We start from the raw sequence: 18,353 nt of genomic DNA on the forward strand, positions 1-18,353 counted from the left end.
CAAAAATGGCCCGTTTTACGCATGTGCGAGCATGAACAGAAATATTGCCCCCGCTGCAGGAATGCATTTGAATGCAAGGTAGGCTCCATCCTGCTTTGCCAGTGCAGCACCGTAGCCCTCAGCCAGGAGCAGCGGGATTATGTGGCGGCGCGTTATGCGGATTGCCTGTGTGCCGCCTGTCTCATCGAAATGAAAGCGGAGCATCACCGGCAATTGTTCAAAGAGAAACTGAACAGCATTTCCACCCTGCATTTCCGGAAGCCGGAGTAAACCGGATAAATCACTTATATTTACCCGCAGAATAACGTTCCGCCTATGTTGTGGCCCAGATGCCTGCAAAAAAACTATATCCTGTTCTTCCTTTTCCTCTGCGCCGGCAAGGCCGCTTGCGCCCAGTCAGATACCGGCAAAATATACAGCGTCAACTGGAAGTATGAGCTGCCCATACCCGTGGCCGCGCTCACGGCATCTTACTTCGGCTTTCAGGCGTTAGACCGTACGTCCGCCTACAAGCCGGAAGACCTCAACGGCCTCAACCCTGACAGGATCAACCGCTTTGACAGGCCCGTGGCCTTCAACAACCCCGCGCTGTTCAAAAGCGCGCAAAAAAGCTCAGACCTGTTCCTCAATATCTCCATTCTCAGTCCCGTGGCGCTGATGCTGGACCGGCGCATCCGGAAAGACTGGCTTGACCTGCTGTCTATGTACCTCGTGTCTCACGCGGTAGACAATGCCATCTATTTTGGCGCTGCTTTCCCCATACGCCGCACCCGCCCGTACGTATACAACCCGCAGGTAGCGGAAGAAGAGAAAGTAGGCATCGCCAAAAGCAATTCCTTTTTCAGCGGCCATGTATCTTTTGCCGCTACGTCTACCTTCTTCCTCGCCAAAGTATACACAGACTATCACCAGATCAAAGGCCTCAAAAGAGTGGCCATCTATTCTGCCGCTGCCGTGCCCCCCGCGCTGGTGGGCTTTTACCGCGTGCGTGCCGGCAAACATTTTAGAACAGACGTGATACTGGGTTTCCTCATCGGCGCCAGCACAGGCATTGTCGTGCCGGAGCTGCACAGGCGCATCAGGAAAAATGAACGTCTTAGCATTTCACCATTTTACGGGCAGGAAGGAAGCGGCCTTTCATTGCATGTGAAAATATAACAAGGTTCAGTTAATTTTCTACATACAGGATGCAACAGGATAGTATTTCGCAAATTTAGCCCTACATTGGTTTGCGAGCTGATGAAGAGCATGGGACGGACATGCTCCCGGTTTGTATGATATCTACCACGTTATATAATGAAACCATTGATGAAACTTATCCACCTGAAATTAAGAAGACGCCTGCTTTGGGGCCTTTGCGCGCCCGTTATGGCCATGTTTGCAGCCTGTTCTCCCTCCGGGAAGTTCGACTTCAAGAAAGGAGACAGAATTGCGCTCATCGGTAACGGCCTGGCAGAGCGCATGCAGTACCACGGTTTCCTGGAAACCTATCTGCAGGCGGCGCAGCCCGGCAAGGAGCTGGTGTTCCGCAACCTGGGTTTTACCGGAGACAAGGTGATGCACCGCCCGCGGGCGCATAAAGCCTATGGTGATGCCAACACGCATCTCACCCGCGTGCAGGCCAACGTGATATTCGCTTTCTTCGGCTACAACGAGTCTTATGACAACAAGCCGGAAAAGTTCGGAGAAGAGCTGACCGCATGGATCGATTCTACCCGGCTGCAAAAGTATGACGGCAAGAACGCACCCCGCATTGTGCTCTTTTCTCCTATTGCCCATGAAAACCTGGAAAGCCCCAACCTGCCGGATGGCAAAGACAATAACAAACGGCTGGAAGCATACACGCGCGCCATGGAAGAAGTGGCCAAGGCGAAAGATGTAGTGTTCGTAGACCTCTTTGCCGCCACGCAAAAAATGTATGCAGCAGAAAAAGAGCCGCTCACCATCAACGGCATACATCTCAATGAAGAAGGCAACCGGCTGGTGGCCCGCTTCATTACCGAGCAGCTGGTTGGCGCCATGCCGCGCACCGGTGAGGAGGAGCTGACCAGGCTGCGGCAGGCCGTGCTCAACAAGAACGGCAACTGGTTCAACCGCTACCGCGCCACTGACGGCAACGATGTATGGGGCGGCAGAAGCGAGCTGCACGGCAACTATGAAACGCTGCAGCGCGAGCTGCAAATGCTGGATACCATCACGGCTAATTGCGACAAACGCATCTGGGCCATTGCCGGCGGCGACAAGAACATTCAACCTGTTACAGATAAAGAAGAACCTTTCTGGGGCGCCTGGGAAGCCTGGTCTGTAGACACAGGCATGGATAACAGCAACGTGCCCGCACCGGTGAAAGTGGAATCGAACTTTAAGCAGGAGGTGGTATATCTCGGCGGGGAAGAAGCCATCAGCAAAATGCATGTGGCTACTGGCCTGGAAGTGAAGCTGTTCGCCTCTGAAGAGAAGTTCCCTGAAATAGCCAACCCCGTTACGGTCAAGAGAGATACCAAAGGCCGGTTGTGGGTGGCCGCCTGGGAAAGCTATCCCAAACGCGAGCCGCTGAAAGAAATGAAAGACCAGCTGGTGATATTGTCAGATACGGATAAGGACGGCGTGGCAGACAAGTCCGTCACCTTTGCAAGAGTGCACAATCCCACCGGCTTCGAGTTCTGGAACAACGGCGTGATCGTGATCTCCGCGCCCAACATCCTGTACCTGAAAGATACTGACGGAGATGACAAGGCAGACGTGCGCATGGTGCTGCTGGGCGGCATAGACGCTGCGGATACGCACCACGCCGCCAATAACCTCTTTTTCGGGCCGGATGGTTATATCTATTACCAGCGCGGCGTGTTTATGCTCTGCAACGTGGAAACGCCCTGGGGCCCTAACCAGGAAAACAAACAGCCCGGCCTCTTCCGCTTCAACCCGCGCACGTACCAGTTCGATTTTGTAGTGGAGAACAGTCCCAACGCCCACGGCATCAGCTTTGACAAATGGGGTAACCAGTTTGTAACAGACGGTACCACCGGCCGCGCTTACCAGGTGTACCTGGACAATGACGGCACCCGCGCGCCCGAGGCCACAGACTTCAAAACCCGCCGCCTGCTGAAACAAACCGTTCGCCCGGTGCCTGCGCACCAGGTGCTCTCCAGCCAGCACTTCCCGCCGGAATATGAAAACAACTTCCTGATCTATAACGTAATCGGTTTCCAGGGCATCAAACGCTACAAGCTGGCGTATGACAGCGGCAAGGTTTGGGGCGAAGAAATAGGGGACATGCTCTATTCAGACGATCCCAATTTCAGGCCCACCTCCGGTGTGGTGGGCGAAGACGGCGCGCTGTACATCAGCGACTGGCAGAACCCGCTCATCGGCCATATGCAGCACAACATCCGCGATCCCAAGCGTGACCATGTTCACGGAAGGGTATACCGCGTGACCGCCAAAGGCCGCCCGCTGTCAGAGCCCGTGGCCATTGCCGGCCAGCCGGTGGAAAAACTGCTGGACCTGCTGAAGCACCCGGTGAACGAAGTGCGCCACCAGGTGCAGATAGAGCTGAGCGGCCGCGAAACAAAAGAAGTAATTGCCAAAGCCAAAGAATGGGCCGCCAAGTATAACGCAGATACAGAAGACGGCGCGCATGCCCTGCTGGAAATACTCTGGCTGCACCAGCGCCACAACGTGGCCAACAAGGAGCTGCTGCAGCAGCTGCAAGGCTCTCCCGTAGAGCATGCGGTGCGCGCGGCAAACCGCGTGGCCTGGTTCTGGAAATACCAGGGTAAAGACATAGGCGGGCCTGCTGCGGGGCATGCCGGGCATGGGCATGGAGCAGACTCCGGCTCCGCTGCCGTAGCCGCCGTGCATAACCCCGGGCCTTCCGGCAAGCGGGTAGACCTCAGCAGCAAAAGTGAAGCGGCGGTAGTGATAGGCACCATCCCCGAAAGGATGCTGTTCGATACCAAAGAGATCATTGTGAAAGCCGGCCAGCCGGTGAAGATGACCTTGAAGAACGTAGACTTCATGCCGCATAACCTGGTAGTGGTAATGCCCGGCACGGCAGATGCCGTGGCCCAGGCTGCCATTGACCTCGGCGCAGAAGGTTTCAAAAAGAAATTTCTGCCAGACAGTAAAAGCATCCTCCATGCCACCGGCCTGCTCAACAATAATGAAACACAGACGCTGGCATTCAAGGCGCCCGCGCAGCCGGGAGACTATCCCTTTTTATGTACCTTCCCCGGCCATGGCCAGCTGATGCGGGGAACATTGAAAGTAGTGAAGTGATTGAATAACCGCGCCCGGCGAGACGGGGCGTTAATACCGGTTGAGAAACGATGTAATACAGGCGGCGCCATGCAACGCGCCAGCCGCAAATGATAAACGATACAAAGCATGAAGAAAAATATCACAAGACTGCTGCTGCTCTGTACACTGGTGCTTACCCAGGTGGCATGCGGCCAGCCCAATGATCCATACGCCGACTACCGCATTGTGTATAAAGGAGACAGCGGGCCGGGTAAAGGTAAGAACATTGTGTTCATTGCCTCAGACCATGAGTACCGCTCGGAAGAAACCCTGCCCGCGCTGGCCCGCATACTGGCCAAACGGTACGGGTTTAACTGCACCGTGGTGTTCGGGCTGGATTCCCAGAAGAACATCCTCCCCGGCAGCTCAGACCTCCGCGGCCTCGACGCGCTGAACAACGCAGACCTCATGGTGATCTTCACCCGCTTTGCAGATTTCCCGGATGAGGAAATGCAGCATATCAATGATTATCTCGAAAAAGGCAAACCCGTGGTGGGCCTGAGAACGGCTACGCATGCGTTCAATAACGCCAAAAACCCGAAATGGGGCCATTACAGCTACCAGTACAACGGCCCCAACACTACCTGGCGAGACGGCTTTGGCGAAACCATCCTGGGAGAGACCTGGGTGGGCCACTACGGCAAAAATCACGCGCAGGCTTCCCGGCTGCTGCTGGAGAAAGGGCAGGAGGGCCACCCCGTGCTGGCCGGCGTGAAAGACGTGTTTGTACAATGCGGCGGCTATAATGCAGAACCGGAACACACTGGTTCTACCGTGCTGGCCCGCGGCCAGGTGCTGAACGGCATGACGCCCGATTCACCCGCAGACACATCCAAAAAAGAGCTGCCCGTAGCCTGGGTACGTAATTACAAGCTGGATAACGGCGCCAGCGGCCGCGTGTTCACCACTACGCACGGCGCTTCCGAAGACCTGCTGAACGAAGGTTTCCGCCGCATGCTGGTGAACGCCTGCTTCTGGACAATGGGCATGGAAAAAGACATCAACCCGCAGGGCAACGTGGAGTTTGTAGGGCCCTATCAACCCACCACGTTCAACTTCGACGGCTACAAGGCCAATGTTAAACCGGCAGACCTGGCCGGCTTTGAGTCACTCATCATGCCGGGGGAAATAGTGAAACCGAAAAAGAAATAAGATGAACAAAATAGGATTTAATGTACTGGCCTGGTCGGCCATTGTGTCTGACCAGCTGAGGCCGGTAATTGAACGGCTGGGCAAAACAGGGTACGATGGCGTGGAATTCCTGATAGGCGCGCCGGATGACAAGGCGTACAAACAGGTAGGGGACTACACCGCTTCCCTGGGCCTGGCAACCACCGCGGTGTTTGTATTGGGGCCTGATGAAAACCCGGTAGACCCGTCTGCCGCTGTAAGGAACAAGGCCCTGGAAAAAATAAAATGGACAATAGACCGTGCGCATGACCTGCGGGCCACCGTGCTCTGCGGCCCCTTCCATTCCGCGTTCACCACTTTCACCAAACGCGCCCCCACGGCAGATGAATACGCCTGGAGCGCGGAGGTGCTGCACCAGGCCGGAGACCACGCCGCGCAGGCAGGCATCCTGCTCACGCCGGAAGCGGTGAACCGTTTTGAATGTTACCTCTGCAATACCATGGAGCAGCTGGCCCGCCTGGTACAGCAAACCGCGCATCCCAATGTGAAGGCCATGTTTGACACGCATCACGCCAACATTGAAGAGAAAAAGCTGGGAGACGCCATTACACAGATAGCGTCTTTGCTGGGCCACGTGCACATCAGTGAAAACGACCGCGGTACGCCCGGCAGCGGCCATGTACCCTGGGATGAAGTGTTTTCCACGCTGGCCCGCGTGAACTACAAAGGCTGGCTGACAATAGAAGGTTTTACCCGTAATGATCCTGACTTTGCCAACTCCATCGGCGTGTGGCGGGAGTTCTCAGAACCCTGGAACATGGCGGAGAACGGGTTGAAGCTGATCAAAGACATGTGCGTGAAGCACGGGCTGGTGTAACCCGGTGGCTTTGCCGCGCGGAAGACAGGCCGTGTGGCAGGCATCATCCGTTACTATAAAAAAAAGTGAGGGAGTATCTGCATGGATACTCCCTCACTTTTTTATGTCAAGCCGGTGCGCTGTTTAATGCGCGGCCGCCACCTGGCCTTGCGCGGCCGGTGTTCTTTTTTGCCAGAAGAAGAAAATGATGAACAGCACAATGAGGATGGCGGGGAACGAAGCCATTTTGGCCAGCGTATCCTGCCCTGCCGCCAGTTCCAGCTGCGCGCCGCTGAGGCCGCTCTGTGCGCTTTCCGCGCGGGCGGAATCTATCCAGCGGCCAATGATGGGCTGGAAGATGGAGCTGGAGAACATCCCTACACCACCGATGATAGACATGCCCAACGCGCCGCTAAGCGGTACCCGCTGTGCTACGGCGCCCACCATGGTAGGCCAGAAGTAACAAACGCCGATGGCGAAGCATACGGCGGCTACGTAAGCCATGGGGCCGGTTACCACGCTGAACAGGTAAATACCGATGGCCGCAAAAATAGCGGAGATCAGCAATACGCCCGTTTGGCCCAGCGCCTGTATAACGGGGCCGGCAAAGAACCTGCCCACGGCCATCAGGCCTGTTACCAGCGCCAGTATCAGCATGGGGCTTGCGCCGCTGCTGCTCATTACCAGGCCTACCCACTGCTGCGGGCCAAATTCACTGATGGCGGTAAGGGCCATGCAGATGAACAGGAAGATATAAGTGGGAGATACCATGGCCTTGAGGTTTTCCGCCAGCGAAGTAGCGCCCTCTACCTTGGGCTCCGGGAATTTTTTGCCGTAGAACAGCACCGCATAAATGATGGTGGGGATCATGATCACCCACATCTGCAGCTGCCAGCTCAGGCCGGCGTCTGTCATGAATTTGGAAATGAGGCTGCCTATTACGATGCCGCCGGGGAACCACATGTGGAAGCGGTTGAGCATCTTGTTCATTTTCACCCCGGAGTAGCTGTCTGCGATCATGGGGTTGCAGGCCGCTTCCGTACACCCGTTGCCGAAGCCGATGAAGAGGGTGGAGATCAGCAGCAGCGTATAGCCGCCGGCGTAAATGGTGAGTATGATACCCAGCGCGTGGGCCACAAAAGCCACCCGCATAATGTTCCGCGGGCCGAAGCTGTGGTACACCAGCCCGCCGATGATCATGGAAATGGGAAAGCCCAGGAACCACATGGAATTGATGAACCCAAGCTGCTCGGCGGTCAGGTTGAACTGTGCGCCCAGCTGGGTCAGGATACCGGCCCTGATGGCAAAGGTGAAAGCGGTGGTAATGAGAGCGAAACAACTACCGTTAAATAATGCGGTCTTGTTAACGTCGGCAGTCATAGACGTGAAATTTTAGAAATTATTGCAATAGTGCTGTCAAGGATAAGGTTTTGAAAACTCATCTGTACAATATAGAAAATATATCTAAAGGATTCACTTCCCGGGCAATTTTTTTTACAAAAAAACAGCCTTGCGGGAGGCATCATTTTTGTGCCATCCACCCCGGAACAAATACGGAATGCCATGTCTTTATCAAAACCCGCCTGCCTGCTGGCAGTGCTGTTTGCAGCCGCCGTAGCCTGCAACAAGAACGACCCCCCGCCGCCCAACGGCGGTTACCGCTTTTTTCAAGTGGCCAAAAAGGTACCGCCGGAAGACTGGCGTGACAGTGCTTTTGTAGTGGCCACCAGGGATTCCGCATTGCTGCGGCAAATAGATACACAGCTGACACTGCCGGTAGCGCAGCGTAAAATTGTGAACGGCGCGCTGGTGGAAGGCGGCGCTACCTACAACAAAAATGCTTCGCATACGTTCAAGTGGCACTTCAAGGAAGATGACTGGGCGCTGGCCGATGTGAGCGCGGAGATATTTGACGGCCGGCCGTATACGGACGTAGACGTAAACCTCCGGTACTGGATAGATACGGTGAAGCGGTTTGCGCCCTGGGGTTTTTACATCCGGCAGGAAGTGAAATAAAAGAACGGGAGGCAGCTTATTGCTCCTCCCGTTGTTCTTTCCGGAAATAATAATGTTTGATGATCAGGTAGAGGGGAATGCTCAGCCCTATCCAGGAAAAAATATCCCAGATGCCGTCTCCCGCCAGCGCCACAATGAGGCCGGCGAGGGAGAGCACGGCCAGCATCAGCGGCATGCCCCAGAGTTTCATGAACGGATTATGCTTCATCGTATTCCTCAATTTTTTCGTTTAACCGGCTCCACTGCATTTTGGCCGCCTTTCTGCGGGCTACCCACAGGTAAAGGCCTGTGATCAGCACTGCAATGGTGGCCAGGTCAAACAGCGCCCATATTATTTTTAACGGCCAGCCGCCATAGTCCCCAAAGTGGAGGGGCTGGGAAACGAACAGCGTGATCACGTACCAGGGCATTCTGCGCGCGTCTGTCAGCGTGCCGTTCTGCGCATCTACCAGTACGGGCATCAGCAGGCGGGAGGTCAGCTCCGTTTTGCCTTTCATAAAAATGCCGTAGTGGTGTTTGCTGGTAAACATGGTGCCGGGGTAGGTGATGATGCTGGCTTTCATGTCTGGCGCGGCTCTTTCCGCTACCAGCAGCGCACTGTCAAGCGAGGCGTATTGGCCTTCAATAGGCGGCTTGCTGGCATACGGCGCCACCATTTCCTTGAGCTGCCCCTGCTGCCAGGCAAACAGCATCACATCATGCAATGCGTTGATGATGCCGGTAATGCCTACTACGGTGGCCCAGGCCAGGGTTACAATGCCAATGAGGTTATGCGTGTCCAGCCAGTGCAGGCGGCGGGATTTGTATTTGCGTACCATCCCGAAATCGAACTTCTTCATGATACGCCCGTACAGCACAACGCCGGTGATGATGGCAATCACGAACACAATGCCCATCAGCCCCAGGAACAGCATGCCCCCGATGCCGAGGAACATGTCACGGTGAAGCCGCAGGATGAAGTTCATCACGCCGTCTGTGGCGGGCTTGTCCAGCACGGCAGCGGTGTAGTCGTTCAGCACCACGTACTTGCTGCTGTCATACGGCGCTTCCGGGCGGGGCGCCACGTCAAACAGCGTTTTGTTAGGCTCTTCTTCGTCCCAGTACACGAACCGCACGCGCTCGCCGGGGTAGAGGGCCTCAGCGGCCGCAGCCAATTCATCAAGGCTCTTTTTTCGCGCGCCCTCAGGCACTTCGGCTATTTTTTCTTCTTCCAGCACGTGCTCCAGCTCGTGATGAAAAATTAATGGCAGCCCCGTGATGCAGAGCATCAATAGAAAAATGGTGCAGATGAGGCTGGTCCACTTATGCCATAAAAACCAGCGTTTGGCCGTTTCAATTTTCATGATATCAGAGATTCAGTTTGATGAAACCGGACACACATTTCTCTTTGATCAAACTTTCTGCAAAGTAGGAGGCTTTCTATACCGCGGGTTTTCAAATCAGGAATATTGTTTACGCAATCGGGAAAAAATTGTCTAAATTAAACAGTGTCCCTTGCAGGGGAGCCCTAAAAAGCAGCTTATGCAACTGTTTATCATTGTTCTATCCGCCATTCTCCTTTCCATCACCGCCACCGCCCAACCCGGCCGCCTCAGGGTAAGCCCGGACGGTCATTACCTGCTGCAGCCCAATGGCCAGGTCTTTTTCTGGCTGGGAGACACGGGCTGGGAGCTGTTTCACCGCCTGAAAGGAGAGGAGGTCCGCTACTACCTGGATAACCGCGCCGCCAAAGGTTTTTCCGTAATACAGGCCGTATTGCTGGCAGAGTTTGACGGCTTGCGGAAGCCTAACCGCTACGGGCATACGCCGTTGCATAACAATAACCCCGCTACGCCTAATGAGGCTTATTTCCAGCTGGTAGACAGCACAGTAGCCTGGGCCGGGCAGCGAGGCCTTTACATGGCGCTGCTGCCTGCCTGGGGAGACAAGGTGGCCGCCTTGTGGGGTGTTGGGCCGGTGGTGTTTGACAGCACCAACGCCTACACGTATGGCAAATGGCTGGGCCGGCGTTACCGCGCTAATAGCAACATTGTATGGATACTCGGGGGAGACCGCCCGGCCGCAAAAGACAGTCTTGACTGGCGCCCCGTCTGGCGGCAAATGGCCCGCGGTATCAGGGAAGGTACGGAAGGGAAAGCGCTGATAGCTTATCATCCCTCCGGCGGCAGTTCCAGCACGCAGTGGCTGCACCGGGAGCCCTGGCTGGATATGAATATGTTCCAGAGCGGCCATGGCAACGGCCACGATGCGCCCAACTGGGAAATGGTAACGCGTGACTGGGCACTGCAACCCGCCAAACCCGTGCTGGACGCGGAACCGAATTATGAAGACCACCCCGTGGACCCCTGGCCCAAATGGGACCCTGACAAGGGTTACTACCGTGCCTATGATGTACGCAAACAATTGTACCGTTCCGTATTTGCCGGCGCATGCGGCGTTACTTACGGCCATCATGCCGTATGGCAGTTCATGAGCGAAAGGGAGGAAGCCATCAATTACCCTGACCGCGGCTGGGTGAACGCGCTTGACAGGCCCGGCGCTTTTCAGGCAGGCCTGCTGGCAGGGCTGATGCAAAAGCAAGGCGCATTCATCAGGATACCTGACAATAGCCTCATTGCCAATAACGGCACTACAAAAGCCACGCATATGGAAGCATGCCGCAACGAAGCGGGCAACACGGCATTGATCTACATGCCGGTGGGAGGAGAGCTGATAGTGAATGCGGCATCATTAAAAGGCAATACTTTTCAATGCCAGTGGTTTGATCCGAAGAACGGGAAATATATTCCTGCGCAGATAGTAAAAACAGCGGAAGGTTTTAAAGCAACGCCGCCTTCAACAGGGGTGGGGAATGATTGGGTGCTGGTAGTAAAAACCGGTGATGAAAAATCAGCTGATCGCAGGCGGTAGATATTTATTTATATTTGAAAAGTCCGGGCGAAACATGTAAAAACAAAAAACCCGGAAGTTTGACGAAAGTCAGGGACAACCGGGAACTATAACACAAATATAAGCATTTCCCGGATTTCATCAAAATTGTTCATGTTAACCAAAACCTGCATGAGGTATTCTGATTTCGAGACCGTTATGTCGCCTCACAGAATGGCGAGATATTTAAACGCAACAGGGGGCGATACAAAAAAAGCAATGACACTTTACAGGCTGAACCTGCGTGCTTCCCAGGAATTATTTACCATTATTTCGTGTTTTGAAGTTGCATTGAGAAATGCAATAGACAGCCATTATCTTCCGATCTGGGGAAACAATTGGCTAAGAGATGCTGCCCGAACGGGCGGAGTGCTGACTAATCCTAAATGCGGCAAAACGCCTGATATCGTCAATAACGCAGTGGAGAAATTAAAACGGAACTACAGCCATCCCGCATTGATTGCCGAAATGGATTTCGGTTTCTGGCGTTATATGTTCGCGCGGCATCAATTCAGTGCATTCCGGAAAACGTTGCTGGCTATTTTTCCCGCTAAGCCAGTAAGCTCACCGGCTGTCAGTTATGACAGCAACTTTGTGTTTACAGGGCTGGAGAAAATTAACGGGATACGCAACAGGATAGCCCACCATGAACCGATATGCTTCCAGAACGGAGCTGCAGCATGCAACACTGCATATGCCCGGCAGCACTATCAATTAATTCTTAACCTGTTTACCTGGCTGGGGATTGATGAATGTGCTTTGTTATATGGCCTGGATCATATCACTGATATACTTGAAAGGATCGATCACATCTGATCCCGCTACCAGCATGTACAAGCATTTTTGGGGTAACAGAAGTTACCCCAATTTTTTCATGAACTTAGTATCAGTTATATAGTTCTTCCAGCAAATTACAACATCGTTCCCATCTAACTGTCCTGTACCTCCCTGCCCGCTACTGGCGGGTATTTGACCGAAAAAATAATCCGGTAATATCATATCAATATTTGATAAAAAGCAGGTAACAGCGGAGCGTTTGCATGTGTATCTTTATCGTCATTGAAATAGTGTATTGCAACCCGTGCATCTGACGTTAATCCGGTAAATCGAGATTCCAGTAAATATTCTTTGTTATGAAAAAACCTAACGATCCACATGACCCGATTCTCGCAACTACATCAGCAAAGGCCAGGTTTTATCTGATACAGTGACAGGCATGAAATAGTTGTTGCATCCATCCGCAGGCGGTACATGCGCAGTGCTGCCCGTTTATGGCTTCTTATTGTTGAAACTTTCCGTTCCTCCGCAAATCTGCATGCCGGGGGTGACCGGCTATGCTATTTCTTAACTCAGGCGGCCTGGCCGCCAACAAATCAGTCATATGCGAACAAAAAAGCTGCATGGGATCATACATGGTGTTGTGTATGCCGTCCTGCTGGTGCTCCCCCTGCTGGTGCGGGCCCAGTCCGTAACTATCAAAGGCACCGTTACCGATGAGCAGGGCGCTCCTGCCATTGGCGCCACCGTAGCCGTAAAAGGAAGTACAACAGGTGCTGTGGCGGACGCGGAAGGCAAATTTACGCTCAAGGTAAACCGGGGCGCCGTGCTGGTGTTTTCAGGCCTGAACTTTGAAAGCCAGGAAGTGACGGTAGATGGCCGCACGGATTACAAGATCATGTTAAAAGCCAAAGCGTCCAGCCTGAATGAAACGGTGATAGTAGGTTACGGCACCCGTAAAAAATCAGACCTCACCGGCGCTGTAGGCACGGTGAGAAGCGAAGCGCTGGCGGAACGCCCGGCTTCTTCCCTCAACCAGGAGCTGTCTGGCAGGGTAACGGGCGTAAACGTATCTTCCAACTCAGGGCGCCCCGGCGGCAGGGCCAACATCCGCATCCGCGGCTTCAGCTCCATCAACATCCAGAACGATCCGCTGTACGTGATAGACGGCGTGATCCTGAACGTGGCGGGGCTGCAGAACGGCAGCTCGCCCATTGACTACCTGAACCCGAATGATATTGCCTCCATAGAAGTGCTGAAAGACGCTTCCTCTACCGCCATTTACGGCGCGCGCGGCGCCAACGGCGTAATACTGGTCACCACCAAACGCGGCACCTCCGGCGGCGGCAGGGTTACTTACGATACGGATTTCAGCGTGGGCGTGCTGCCGAAAAAACTGGGCGTGCTCAATTCAAAAGAGTTCCTGGAGGTGGAGGAAATTGCTTACCAGAACGCGCAGAAGTATGACCCTGTTGGCTGGGCCGGCGGCAAGTATGTAGACCCGAAAACGAAACGCACAGACCCGCGCCTGTTTGACGCGCAGGGCAACCCGCTGTACGATACGGACTGGCAGGATGAGTCTACGCAGAAAGCGCTCACGCAAAACCACCAGCTGGCCTTCACCAATGGTAATGACAAAGGCAGCTACGGCGCGTTCCTCAATTACCGTAACGAGAACGGCATTATCAAAGGCTCCTGGCAGAAAAGGTACGCCGCCCGTTTTGTGTTTGACAGCCAGATCAAAGACTGGCTGAAGGTAGGCGGCACGCTGGGCTATACAGACCAGAACGAGAAGCAGATAGACCAGCTGGGCGGCGGCGGTATTGTTACCATGCGCCAGGTGTTGGAAGCGCTGCCCATCATCCCGGTCAAATTCCCTGACGGTACCTGGGCGGGCAATGATGACTACCCTGGCATGGAGGGCGGCGGCAACCCCGTGCAGGTGCTGGAAGAGCGCCTGTATTACCTGCGTACCCAAACCCTGCTGGGCAACATCTTCGCCAACATCCAGCTGGCCAAAGGCCTGGAGCTGCGCACCACTGTGGGCAGCAACATCATCAACCAGCGGCTGGACTATTACGCCGGCCGTGACCTGAACTATATTTCCCGCTCGCAGAAAGGCGTGGCGCAGGTGACCAACAACCGCTACAACTCCTGGCAGTTCGAGAACTATCTCACCTACAACAAGGAGTTCAACAACATACATTCGCTCAACGCCCTGCTGGGCCTTTCCTGGCAGCATATAGACCAGTTCAGCGCCAACGCGTCTACCCAGGGTTTCAGTGATGACTATTTCAAGTTCTACAACCTGGGCGCCGGCGCCAACCCGCAGGCCCCCAGCTCCAGCGGCACAGCCTACGGCCTCAACTCTTATTTTACGCGGCTGAACTATGGCCTGATGGATAAATACCTGCTCACCTTCACCGGCCGTATGGACGGCTCTTCCAAATTCGGCAGCAACAACCGGTTTGCTTTCTTCCCCTCTGCCGCCGTGGCATGGAGGGTTTCGCAGGAAGACTTTATGAAGGCCGTGCCCGCCATCTCCAACCTGAAGCTGCGCGCCAGCTACGGCGCCACGGGCAACTCGGAGATATCCGCCTACCAGGCCATGGCTGGCATGGGCAACTATGATGTAGTGTTTGACGGCGTGCGCAATCCCGGTACGGGCATCAGCCGCATGGCCAATGACGACCTCAGATGGGAGAAGACCCTGCAAATGGATGCCGGTATTGAACTGGGATTGCTGGACAACCGCATTTCCATGGAATTTGACGTGTACCGCCGTAAAACGGTAGACATGCTGCTGGCCGCCCCGCTGCCCACCACCAGCGGCTACTCCAGCATTACCCGCAACATTGGCAGTATGGAAAATAAGGGGATAGAGTTTTCCGTCAACACCACCAACTTTCAGCGGGAAAACTTTACCTGGACCACGCAGTTCAATATTTCCGTGAACAGGAACAAGGTGCTGGCGCTCACCGGCGGCAGCGACATTTACTCCGGGGCTACCGTGATACGCGTGGGAGAGCCTGTGGGCGTTTTCTTCGGCAGGGTGAACCTGGGCACCTGGAGCACGGCGGAGAAAGATCAGGCTGCCGTATACAACGCGCTGCCGGGAGACATCAAATATCTTGACCTGAACAACGACAAGCAGATCAATGATAAAGACCGCACCATCATCGGCAAGGGCATCCCCGATGGTTTCGGCACCCTGCTGAACACGTTCCGGTACAAAAACTGGTCGCTCACCGTAGACCTGCAGTACATGTACGGCAATGATGTACATGACAGGAGCATCCACTCGCTGGAAGACCGCCAGGGCATCGCCAACAGCTACAAAACCGTGCTCAACGCCTGGACAGAGACCAACCAGCACACGCCCATTGCGCAGCTGCGCCCTGTGCCCGCCGGTTATGATACCAATAACGACAGCCACAAGGTAACAGACGCCTCCTTCATCCGCGGCCGCAACCTGCTGCTGGCGTACGTATTCCCCGCCTCCGCCACTTCCGCCATGAAGCTGAGCCGCCTGCGGGTGTACGCGGCTGTGCAGAACTTTTTTGTAGCCACCAAATACAGCGGTTATGATCCGGAAGTATCCAACTCCGGTTCTCCATTTGACCAGGGGTACGCGTTGTACGACTATCCCCGGCCGCGCACGTTCATGCTGGGCCTGAACGTGGCCCTGTAATTATTATAAACCTTAAACCGGAAGTATCATGAGATCATACATATTAAAATATCAGCTGCTGCTATGGATGGCCGGCGCCGTTATGCTGGCCGGCTGCTCCAAGTTCCTGGATGAAACAGACCCCAGCAACTTCACCGTAGACCAGTATTATAAAACCGCGGAGCATGCGCGCAGCGGCGTGAACAGTATTTACGCCTCCATGCGGGAGCCCATCTCCAGCGGCTTCGGCGGCGGCGCCTGGATGATGACGGAGTTTGCCACCGGCCTGGCCGCTACAGACCTGGGGCAGGCGGTGAACAGCTACTTTGTGAAAGACCTCATCAACACGCCAGACAACGGCTATGGCCGCACCTACTGGGTGAGCTATTACAGGGGCATTGCCAACGCCAACCTGGCCATACAAAAGATACCAGACATCAATATGGACGAAGCGGAGAAGAAGAAGCTGCTGGGCGAAGCGCGTTTTCTGCGGGCATGGTATTACTTCAGCCTGGTGCGCATGTTCGGCAACGTGCCCCTCATCCTGGAACCGGTTACCCTCACTTCTCCTGAGCTGAAGCCCATGCAGGCGCCTGTGGAAGAGGTGTACGCCGCCATTGAGGCAGACCTGAAAGAGGCGGAAGCCGCCGGCCTGGCCTGGACGGACCCCTCCGGCAAAGTGAACATGGGCGCCGTAAAAGCGCTCATGGCGCAGGTGTACATCACCATGGCCGGTTACCCGCTGCAGAAAGGCGCGGCGTACTATGAGCTGGCCGCCAGGAAGGCGGAAGAAGTGATCGACTCCAAACAATATGCGCTGTTTCCCACGTACGCAGACCTGCACAACCCCGGCAAAAAGAACACGGGAGAAAACATTTTCATGATGCAGTTCCGCACGCAGATCATTCCCTCCAGCTGGCAGGTGGCCATTCTGCCGTACAACAAGAATATTTCCGCGTATTCTGATGAAACGGGCGGCATTTATGCCAACGTTGATTTCATCAAGGCGTTTGACGCGGCAGACCTGCGCATCAGGGAGAAGCAGTTCTTCTACACCAAATTCACCTCGGAGTCAGACCGCAGCAAAACGGTAGACCTGGGCGGGTATTACATCTACAAATATTTTGATGAAACCGCCCACGTCTCCACCGCCAACGGTGACCTCAACTGGCCGGTGATCAGGTATGCAGACGTGTTGCTCACTTATGCCGAAGCGGCCAATGAAACAGGCGGCCCCGCCGTCAAAGCTTACAGCGCCGTGAACGAGATCAGGAAACGCGCCGAGCTGCCGGAGCTGGCCGGTCTCAGCCAGGCGCAGTTCAGGGAGGCCGTATGGCGGGAGCGCTGGTTTGAGCTGTGTTACGAGAATACCACCTGGTTTGACATGGTGAGGCTGCGCAAGGCCATGAACTTAACTACCCGGCAGTTTGAGGAATACGTAGGCCACAAGTTCTCCTACGGGCCGGTGGTGTCTGAAAAGGAGTTGCTCTTTCCCATTCCTTCACAGGAAATATTGGACAATTCCAACCTGAAACAGAATAAAGGTTATTGAGAGCAATGGTTGATTTGTTGAGAAGGAGGGTTGCCCTTTGGAGGGCAGCCCTATCTTTTTAATACATTGTCCCGGAACTCCTTCGGCGTTTGTTTGACGATCTGTTTGAAGAAGTTGAAGAAATGCACCGGGTTGTTGTAGCCGCATTCATACCCGATGTCTTTGATGCGGTAGTTCTCGTTCTGCAACAACTTTTTGGCATGCCCCACGCGCAGCTCGTTCAGGAAGTAGGTGAAGGTTTTCTGCGTTTTCTGCTTGAAGAAGCGGCAGAAAGAGCTGGAGGTCATGTTGCAGATGCCGGCTACTTCTTCCAGCATAATATCCCGGTGAAAGTTCTTCAGCAAAAACTGGTACACTTCATTGAACCGCTCAATGTCATTGATATTTAAAGATCTTTTATAACCCACGCTGGCCAGCACCTCATATTCTTCAGACCTGGAGAGGATGTCTATGATCTGCAGGAAAATGCCCAGCTGCTGCAGGCCGTTGGTAGCCACCACCTCTTTCAGTTTGCCGGTTACCACGGCTTTTGTTTTGCCGTAGAACCGCAGGCCTCTTTCCGCTTTCTGCATCAGGTTGTTGTAACGGTGAACGCCCGTGGCATCGTCAGATACCATGCCTGCCAGTTCTGCGGGGAAGTACATGCCATAGGCTTTGGTGAAAAAATTCTTTTTATGCTCGTAGTAGATGGCGTCACACTTCCAGAGGTGCGGCAGTTCAGGGCCGGCCAGGATGATCTCCCCGTCTGCAAAGCCGCCCACATAATCTCCCAGTATCAGCTGGCCGTGGCCTTTGAGTACCCAGGTAAGCTCACATAGTTTATGAAAATGGAAAGGGTGATCGAAATGCGGTTTGTAAACTTTTTTCACCCAAATCTTTTTTTCGCCCAGTATAGGGGCGTCTATGATCAATTCTGGCTTCATGACCCGTGGTATTTTCAATGGCGTGGAATACAGGAATGTCTAATGATGATAACGTGTTGCTGAAGGTACTAAAATTTTAGCTATTTATCTGCCGCATCCGCTCATGTCAGCCTGGTATGCCGGCTTATGGCAAAATACTTTATAAACTCAGCAAAATCCACAACTCCCTCCGGCAGCGCTTTGGTTAAGTTTGTTCAACGG

Annotated in this window: 14 protein-coding genes; 10 read left to right on the forward strand and 4 right to left on the reverse strand. The window is 54.3% G+C overall.

What is annotated here, in order from left to right; all coding sequences use genetic code 11:
• Positions 1 to 21 precede the first annotated feature (21 nt).
• From ABDW36_RS11865 to ABDW36_RS11885, 5 genes are all read left to right on the forward strand, one after another.
• Positions 22 to 270, forward strand: a complete 249-nt coding sequence (locus ABDW36_RS11865) for a cysteine-rich CWC family protein (protein WP_343702117.1) — start codon at positions 22 to 24, stop codon at positions 268 to 270.
• Positions 271 to 315: 45 nt separating this feature from the next.
• Positions 316 to 1,158: a phosphatase PAP2 family protein gene (locus ABDW36_RS11870; protein WP_343702118.1), complete on the forward strand. Its 843-nt coding sequence runs from the start codon at positions 316 to 318 to the stop codon at positions 1,156 to 1,158.
• Positions 1,159 to 1,308: 150 nt separating this feature from the next.
• Positions 1,309 to 4,278, forward strand: a complete 2,970-nt coding sequence (locus tag ABDW36_RS11875; protein WP_343702119.1) for a PVC-type heme-binding CxxCH protein — start codon at positions 1,309 to 1,311, stop codon at positions 4,276 to 4,278.
• Positions 4,279 to 4,386: 108 nt separating this feature from the next.
• Positions 4,387 to 5,451 carry a ThuA domain-containing protein gene (locus ABDW36_RS11880; RefSeq protein ID WP_343702120.1) on the forward strand — a complete coding sequence of 355 codons (1,065 nt, stop codon included), beginning with the start codon at positions 4,387 to 4,389 and terminating at the stop codon, positions 5,449 to 5,451.
• A gap of 1 nt (position 5,452) precedes the next feature.
• On the forward strand, positions 5,453 to 6,307 hold the full coding sequence (locus ABDW36_RS11885) for a sugar phosphate isomerase/epimerase family protein (RefSeq protein WP_343702121.1): 855 nt from the start codon (positions 5,453 to 5,455) through the stop codon (positions 6,305 to 6,307).
• Between the two features lie 123 nt (positions 6,308 to 6,430).
• Here the strand turns inward: ABDW36_RS11885 and ABDW36_RS11890 are convergent, their stop codons facing one another.
• Positions 6,431 to 7,666 carry an MFS transporter gene (locus ABDW36_RS11890; RefSeq protein ID WP_343702122.1) on the reverse strand — a complete coding sequence of 412 codons (1,236 nt, stop codon included), beginning with the start codon at positions 7,664 to 7,666 and terminating at the stop codon, positions 6,431 to 6,433.
• A gap of 183 nt (positions 7,667 to 7,849) precedes the next feature.
• Between ABDW36_RS11890 and ABDW36_RS11895 the strand changes: the two genes are divergently transcribed.
• Positions 7,850 to 8,302, forward strand: coding sequence for a hypothetical protein (locus tag ABDW36_RS11895; protein ID WP_343702123.1), 453 nt, complete (start codon positions 7,850 to 7,852; stop codon positions 8,300 to 8,302).
• Positions 8,303 to 8,318: 16 nt separating this feature from the next.
• On the opposite strand, the gene ABDW36_RS11900 is transcribed toward ABDW36_RS11895, so the two are convergent.
• Positions 8,319 to 8,510: a hypothetical protein gene (locus ABDW36_RS11900; RefSeq protein ID WP_343702124.1), complete on the reverse strand. Its 192-nt coding sequence runs from the start codon at positions 8,508 to 8,510 to the stop codon at positions 8,319 to 8,321.
• Positions 8,500 to 9,645 (reverse strand): PepSY-associated TM helix domain-containing protein, encoded by a 1,146-nt coding sequence (locus ABDW36_RS11905; protein ID WP_343702125.1) that lies wholly within the window; start codon positions 9,643 to 9,645, stop codon positions 8,500 to 8,502. Before ABDW36_RS11905 ends, ABDW36_RS11900 begins: the two co-directional genes overlap by 11 nt.
• A gap of 178 nt (positions 9,646 to 9,823) precedes the next feature.
• Here ABDW36_RS11905 and ABDW36_RS11910 point away from each other — a divergent pair, with 178 nt between their 5' ends.
• The 4 genes from ABDW36_RS11910 (at position 9,824) to ABDW36_RS11925 (ending at position 17,229) form a co-directional block, all read left to right on the forward strand.
• Complete coding sequence (locus ABDW36_RS11910; RefSeq protein ID WP_343702126.1) at positions 9,824 to 11,212, forward strand: glycoside hydrolase family 140 protein; 1,389 nt, start codon at positions 9,824 to 9,826, stop codon at positions 11,210 to 11,212.
• 150 nt (positions 11,213 to 11,362) lie between these two features.
• Positions 11,363 to 12,046: a hypothetical protein gene (locus ABDW36_RS11915; RefSeq protein ID WP_343702127.1), complete on the forward strand. Its 684-nt coding sequence runs from the start codon at positions 11,363 to 11,365 to the stop codon at positions 12,044 to 12,046.
• Between the two features lie 565 nt (positions 12,047 to 12,611).
• Positions 12,612 to 15,698 carry a TonB-dependent receptor gene (locus ABDW36_RS11920; protein WP_343702128.1) on the forward strand — a complete coding sequence of 1,029 codons (3,087 nt, stop codon included), beginning with the start codon at positions 12,612 to 12,614 and terminating at the stop codon, positions 15,696 to 15,698.
• 28 nt (positions 15,699 to 15,726) lie between these two features.
• Positions 15,727 to 17,229 (forward strand): RagB/SusD family nutrient uptake outer membrane protein, encoded by a 1,503-nt coding sequence (locus ABDW36_RS11925; RefSeq protein WP_343702129.1) that lies wholly within the window; start codon positions 15,727 to 15,729, stop codon positions 17,227 to 17,229.
• A 50-nt stretch (positions 17,230 to 17,279) separates the two neighbouring features.
• Here the strand turns inward: ABDW36_RS11925 and ABDW36_RS11930 are convergent, their stop codons facing one another.
• Positions 17,280 to 18,152, reverse strand: coding sequence for an AraC family transcriptional regulator (locus tag ABDW36_RS11930; RefSeq protein WP_343702130.1), 873 nt, complete (start codon positions 18,150 to 18,152; stop codon positions 17,280 to 17,282).
• Positions 18,153 to 18,353 lie beyond the last annotated feature (201 nt).

It is taken from the genome of Chitinophaga sp. (assembly GCF_039596455.1).
Taxonomy (GTDB): Bacteria; Bacteroidota; Bacteroidia; order Chitinophagales; family Chitinophagaceae; genus Chitinophaga.

Excerpts from the sequence above, each read along its gene's own strand:
- ABDW36_RS11865 (WP_343702117.1), top strand. The coding sequence starts at position 22 with ATGTGCGAGCATGAACAGAAATATTGCCCCCGCTGCAGGAATGCATTT.
- ABDW36_RS11870 (WP_343702118.1), top strand. The coding sequence starts at position 316 with ATGTTGTGGCCCAGATGCCTGCAAAAAAACTATATCCTGTTCTTCCTT.
- ABDW36_RS11875 (WP_343702119.1), top strand. The coding sequence starts at position 1,309 with ATGAAACTTATCCACCTGAAATTAAGAAGACGCCTGCTTTGGGGCCTT.
- ABDW36_RS11880 (WP_343702120.1), top strand. The coding sequence starts at position 4,387 with ATGAAGAAAAATATCACAAGACTGCTGCTGCTCTGTACACTGGTGCTT.
- ABDW36_RS11885 (WP_343702121.1), top strand. The coding sequence starts at position 5,453 with ATGAACAAAATAGGATTTAATGTACTGGCCTGGTCGGCCATTGTGTCT.
- ABDW36_RS11890 (WP_343702122.1), bottom strand. The coding sequence starts at position 7,666 with ATGACTGCCGACGTTAACAAGACCGCATTATTTAACGGTAGTTGTTTC.
- ABDW36_RS11895 (WP_343702123.1), top strand. The coding sequence starts at position 7,850 with ATGTCTTTATCAAAACCCGCCTGCCTGCTGGCAGTGCTGTTTGCAGCC.
- ABDW36_RS11900 (WP_343702124.1), bottom strand. The coding sequence starts at position 8,510 with ATGAAGCATAATCCGTTCATGAAACTCTGGGGCATGCCGCTGATGCTG.
- ABDW36_RS11905 (WP_343702125.1), bottom strand. The coding sequence starts at position 9,645 with ATGAAAATTGAAACGGCCAAACGCTGGTTTTTATGGCATAAGTGGACC.
- ABDW36_RS11910 (WP_343702126.1), top strand. The coding sequence starts at position 9,824 with ATGCAACTGTTTATCATTGTTCTATCCGCCATTCTCCTTTCCATCACC.
- ABDW36_RS11915 (WP_343702127.1), top strand. The coding sequence starts at position 11,363 with ATGAGGTATTCTGATTTCGAGACCGTTATGTCGCCTCACAGAATGGCG.
- ABDW36_RS11920 (WP_343702128.1), top strand. The coding sequence starts at position 12,612 with ATGCGAACAAAAAAGCTGCATGGGATCATACATGGTGTTGTGTATGCC.
- ABDW36_RS11925 (WP_343702129.1), top strand. The coding sequence starts at position 15,727 with ATGAGATCATACATATTAAAATATCAGCTGCTGCTATGGATGGCCGGC.
- ABDW36_RS11930 (WP_343702130.1), bottom strand. The coding sequence starts at position 18,152 with ATGAAGCCAGAATTGATCATAGACGCCCCTATACTGGGCGAAAAAAAG.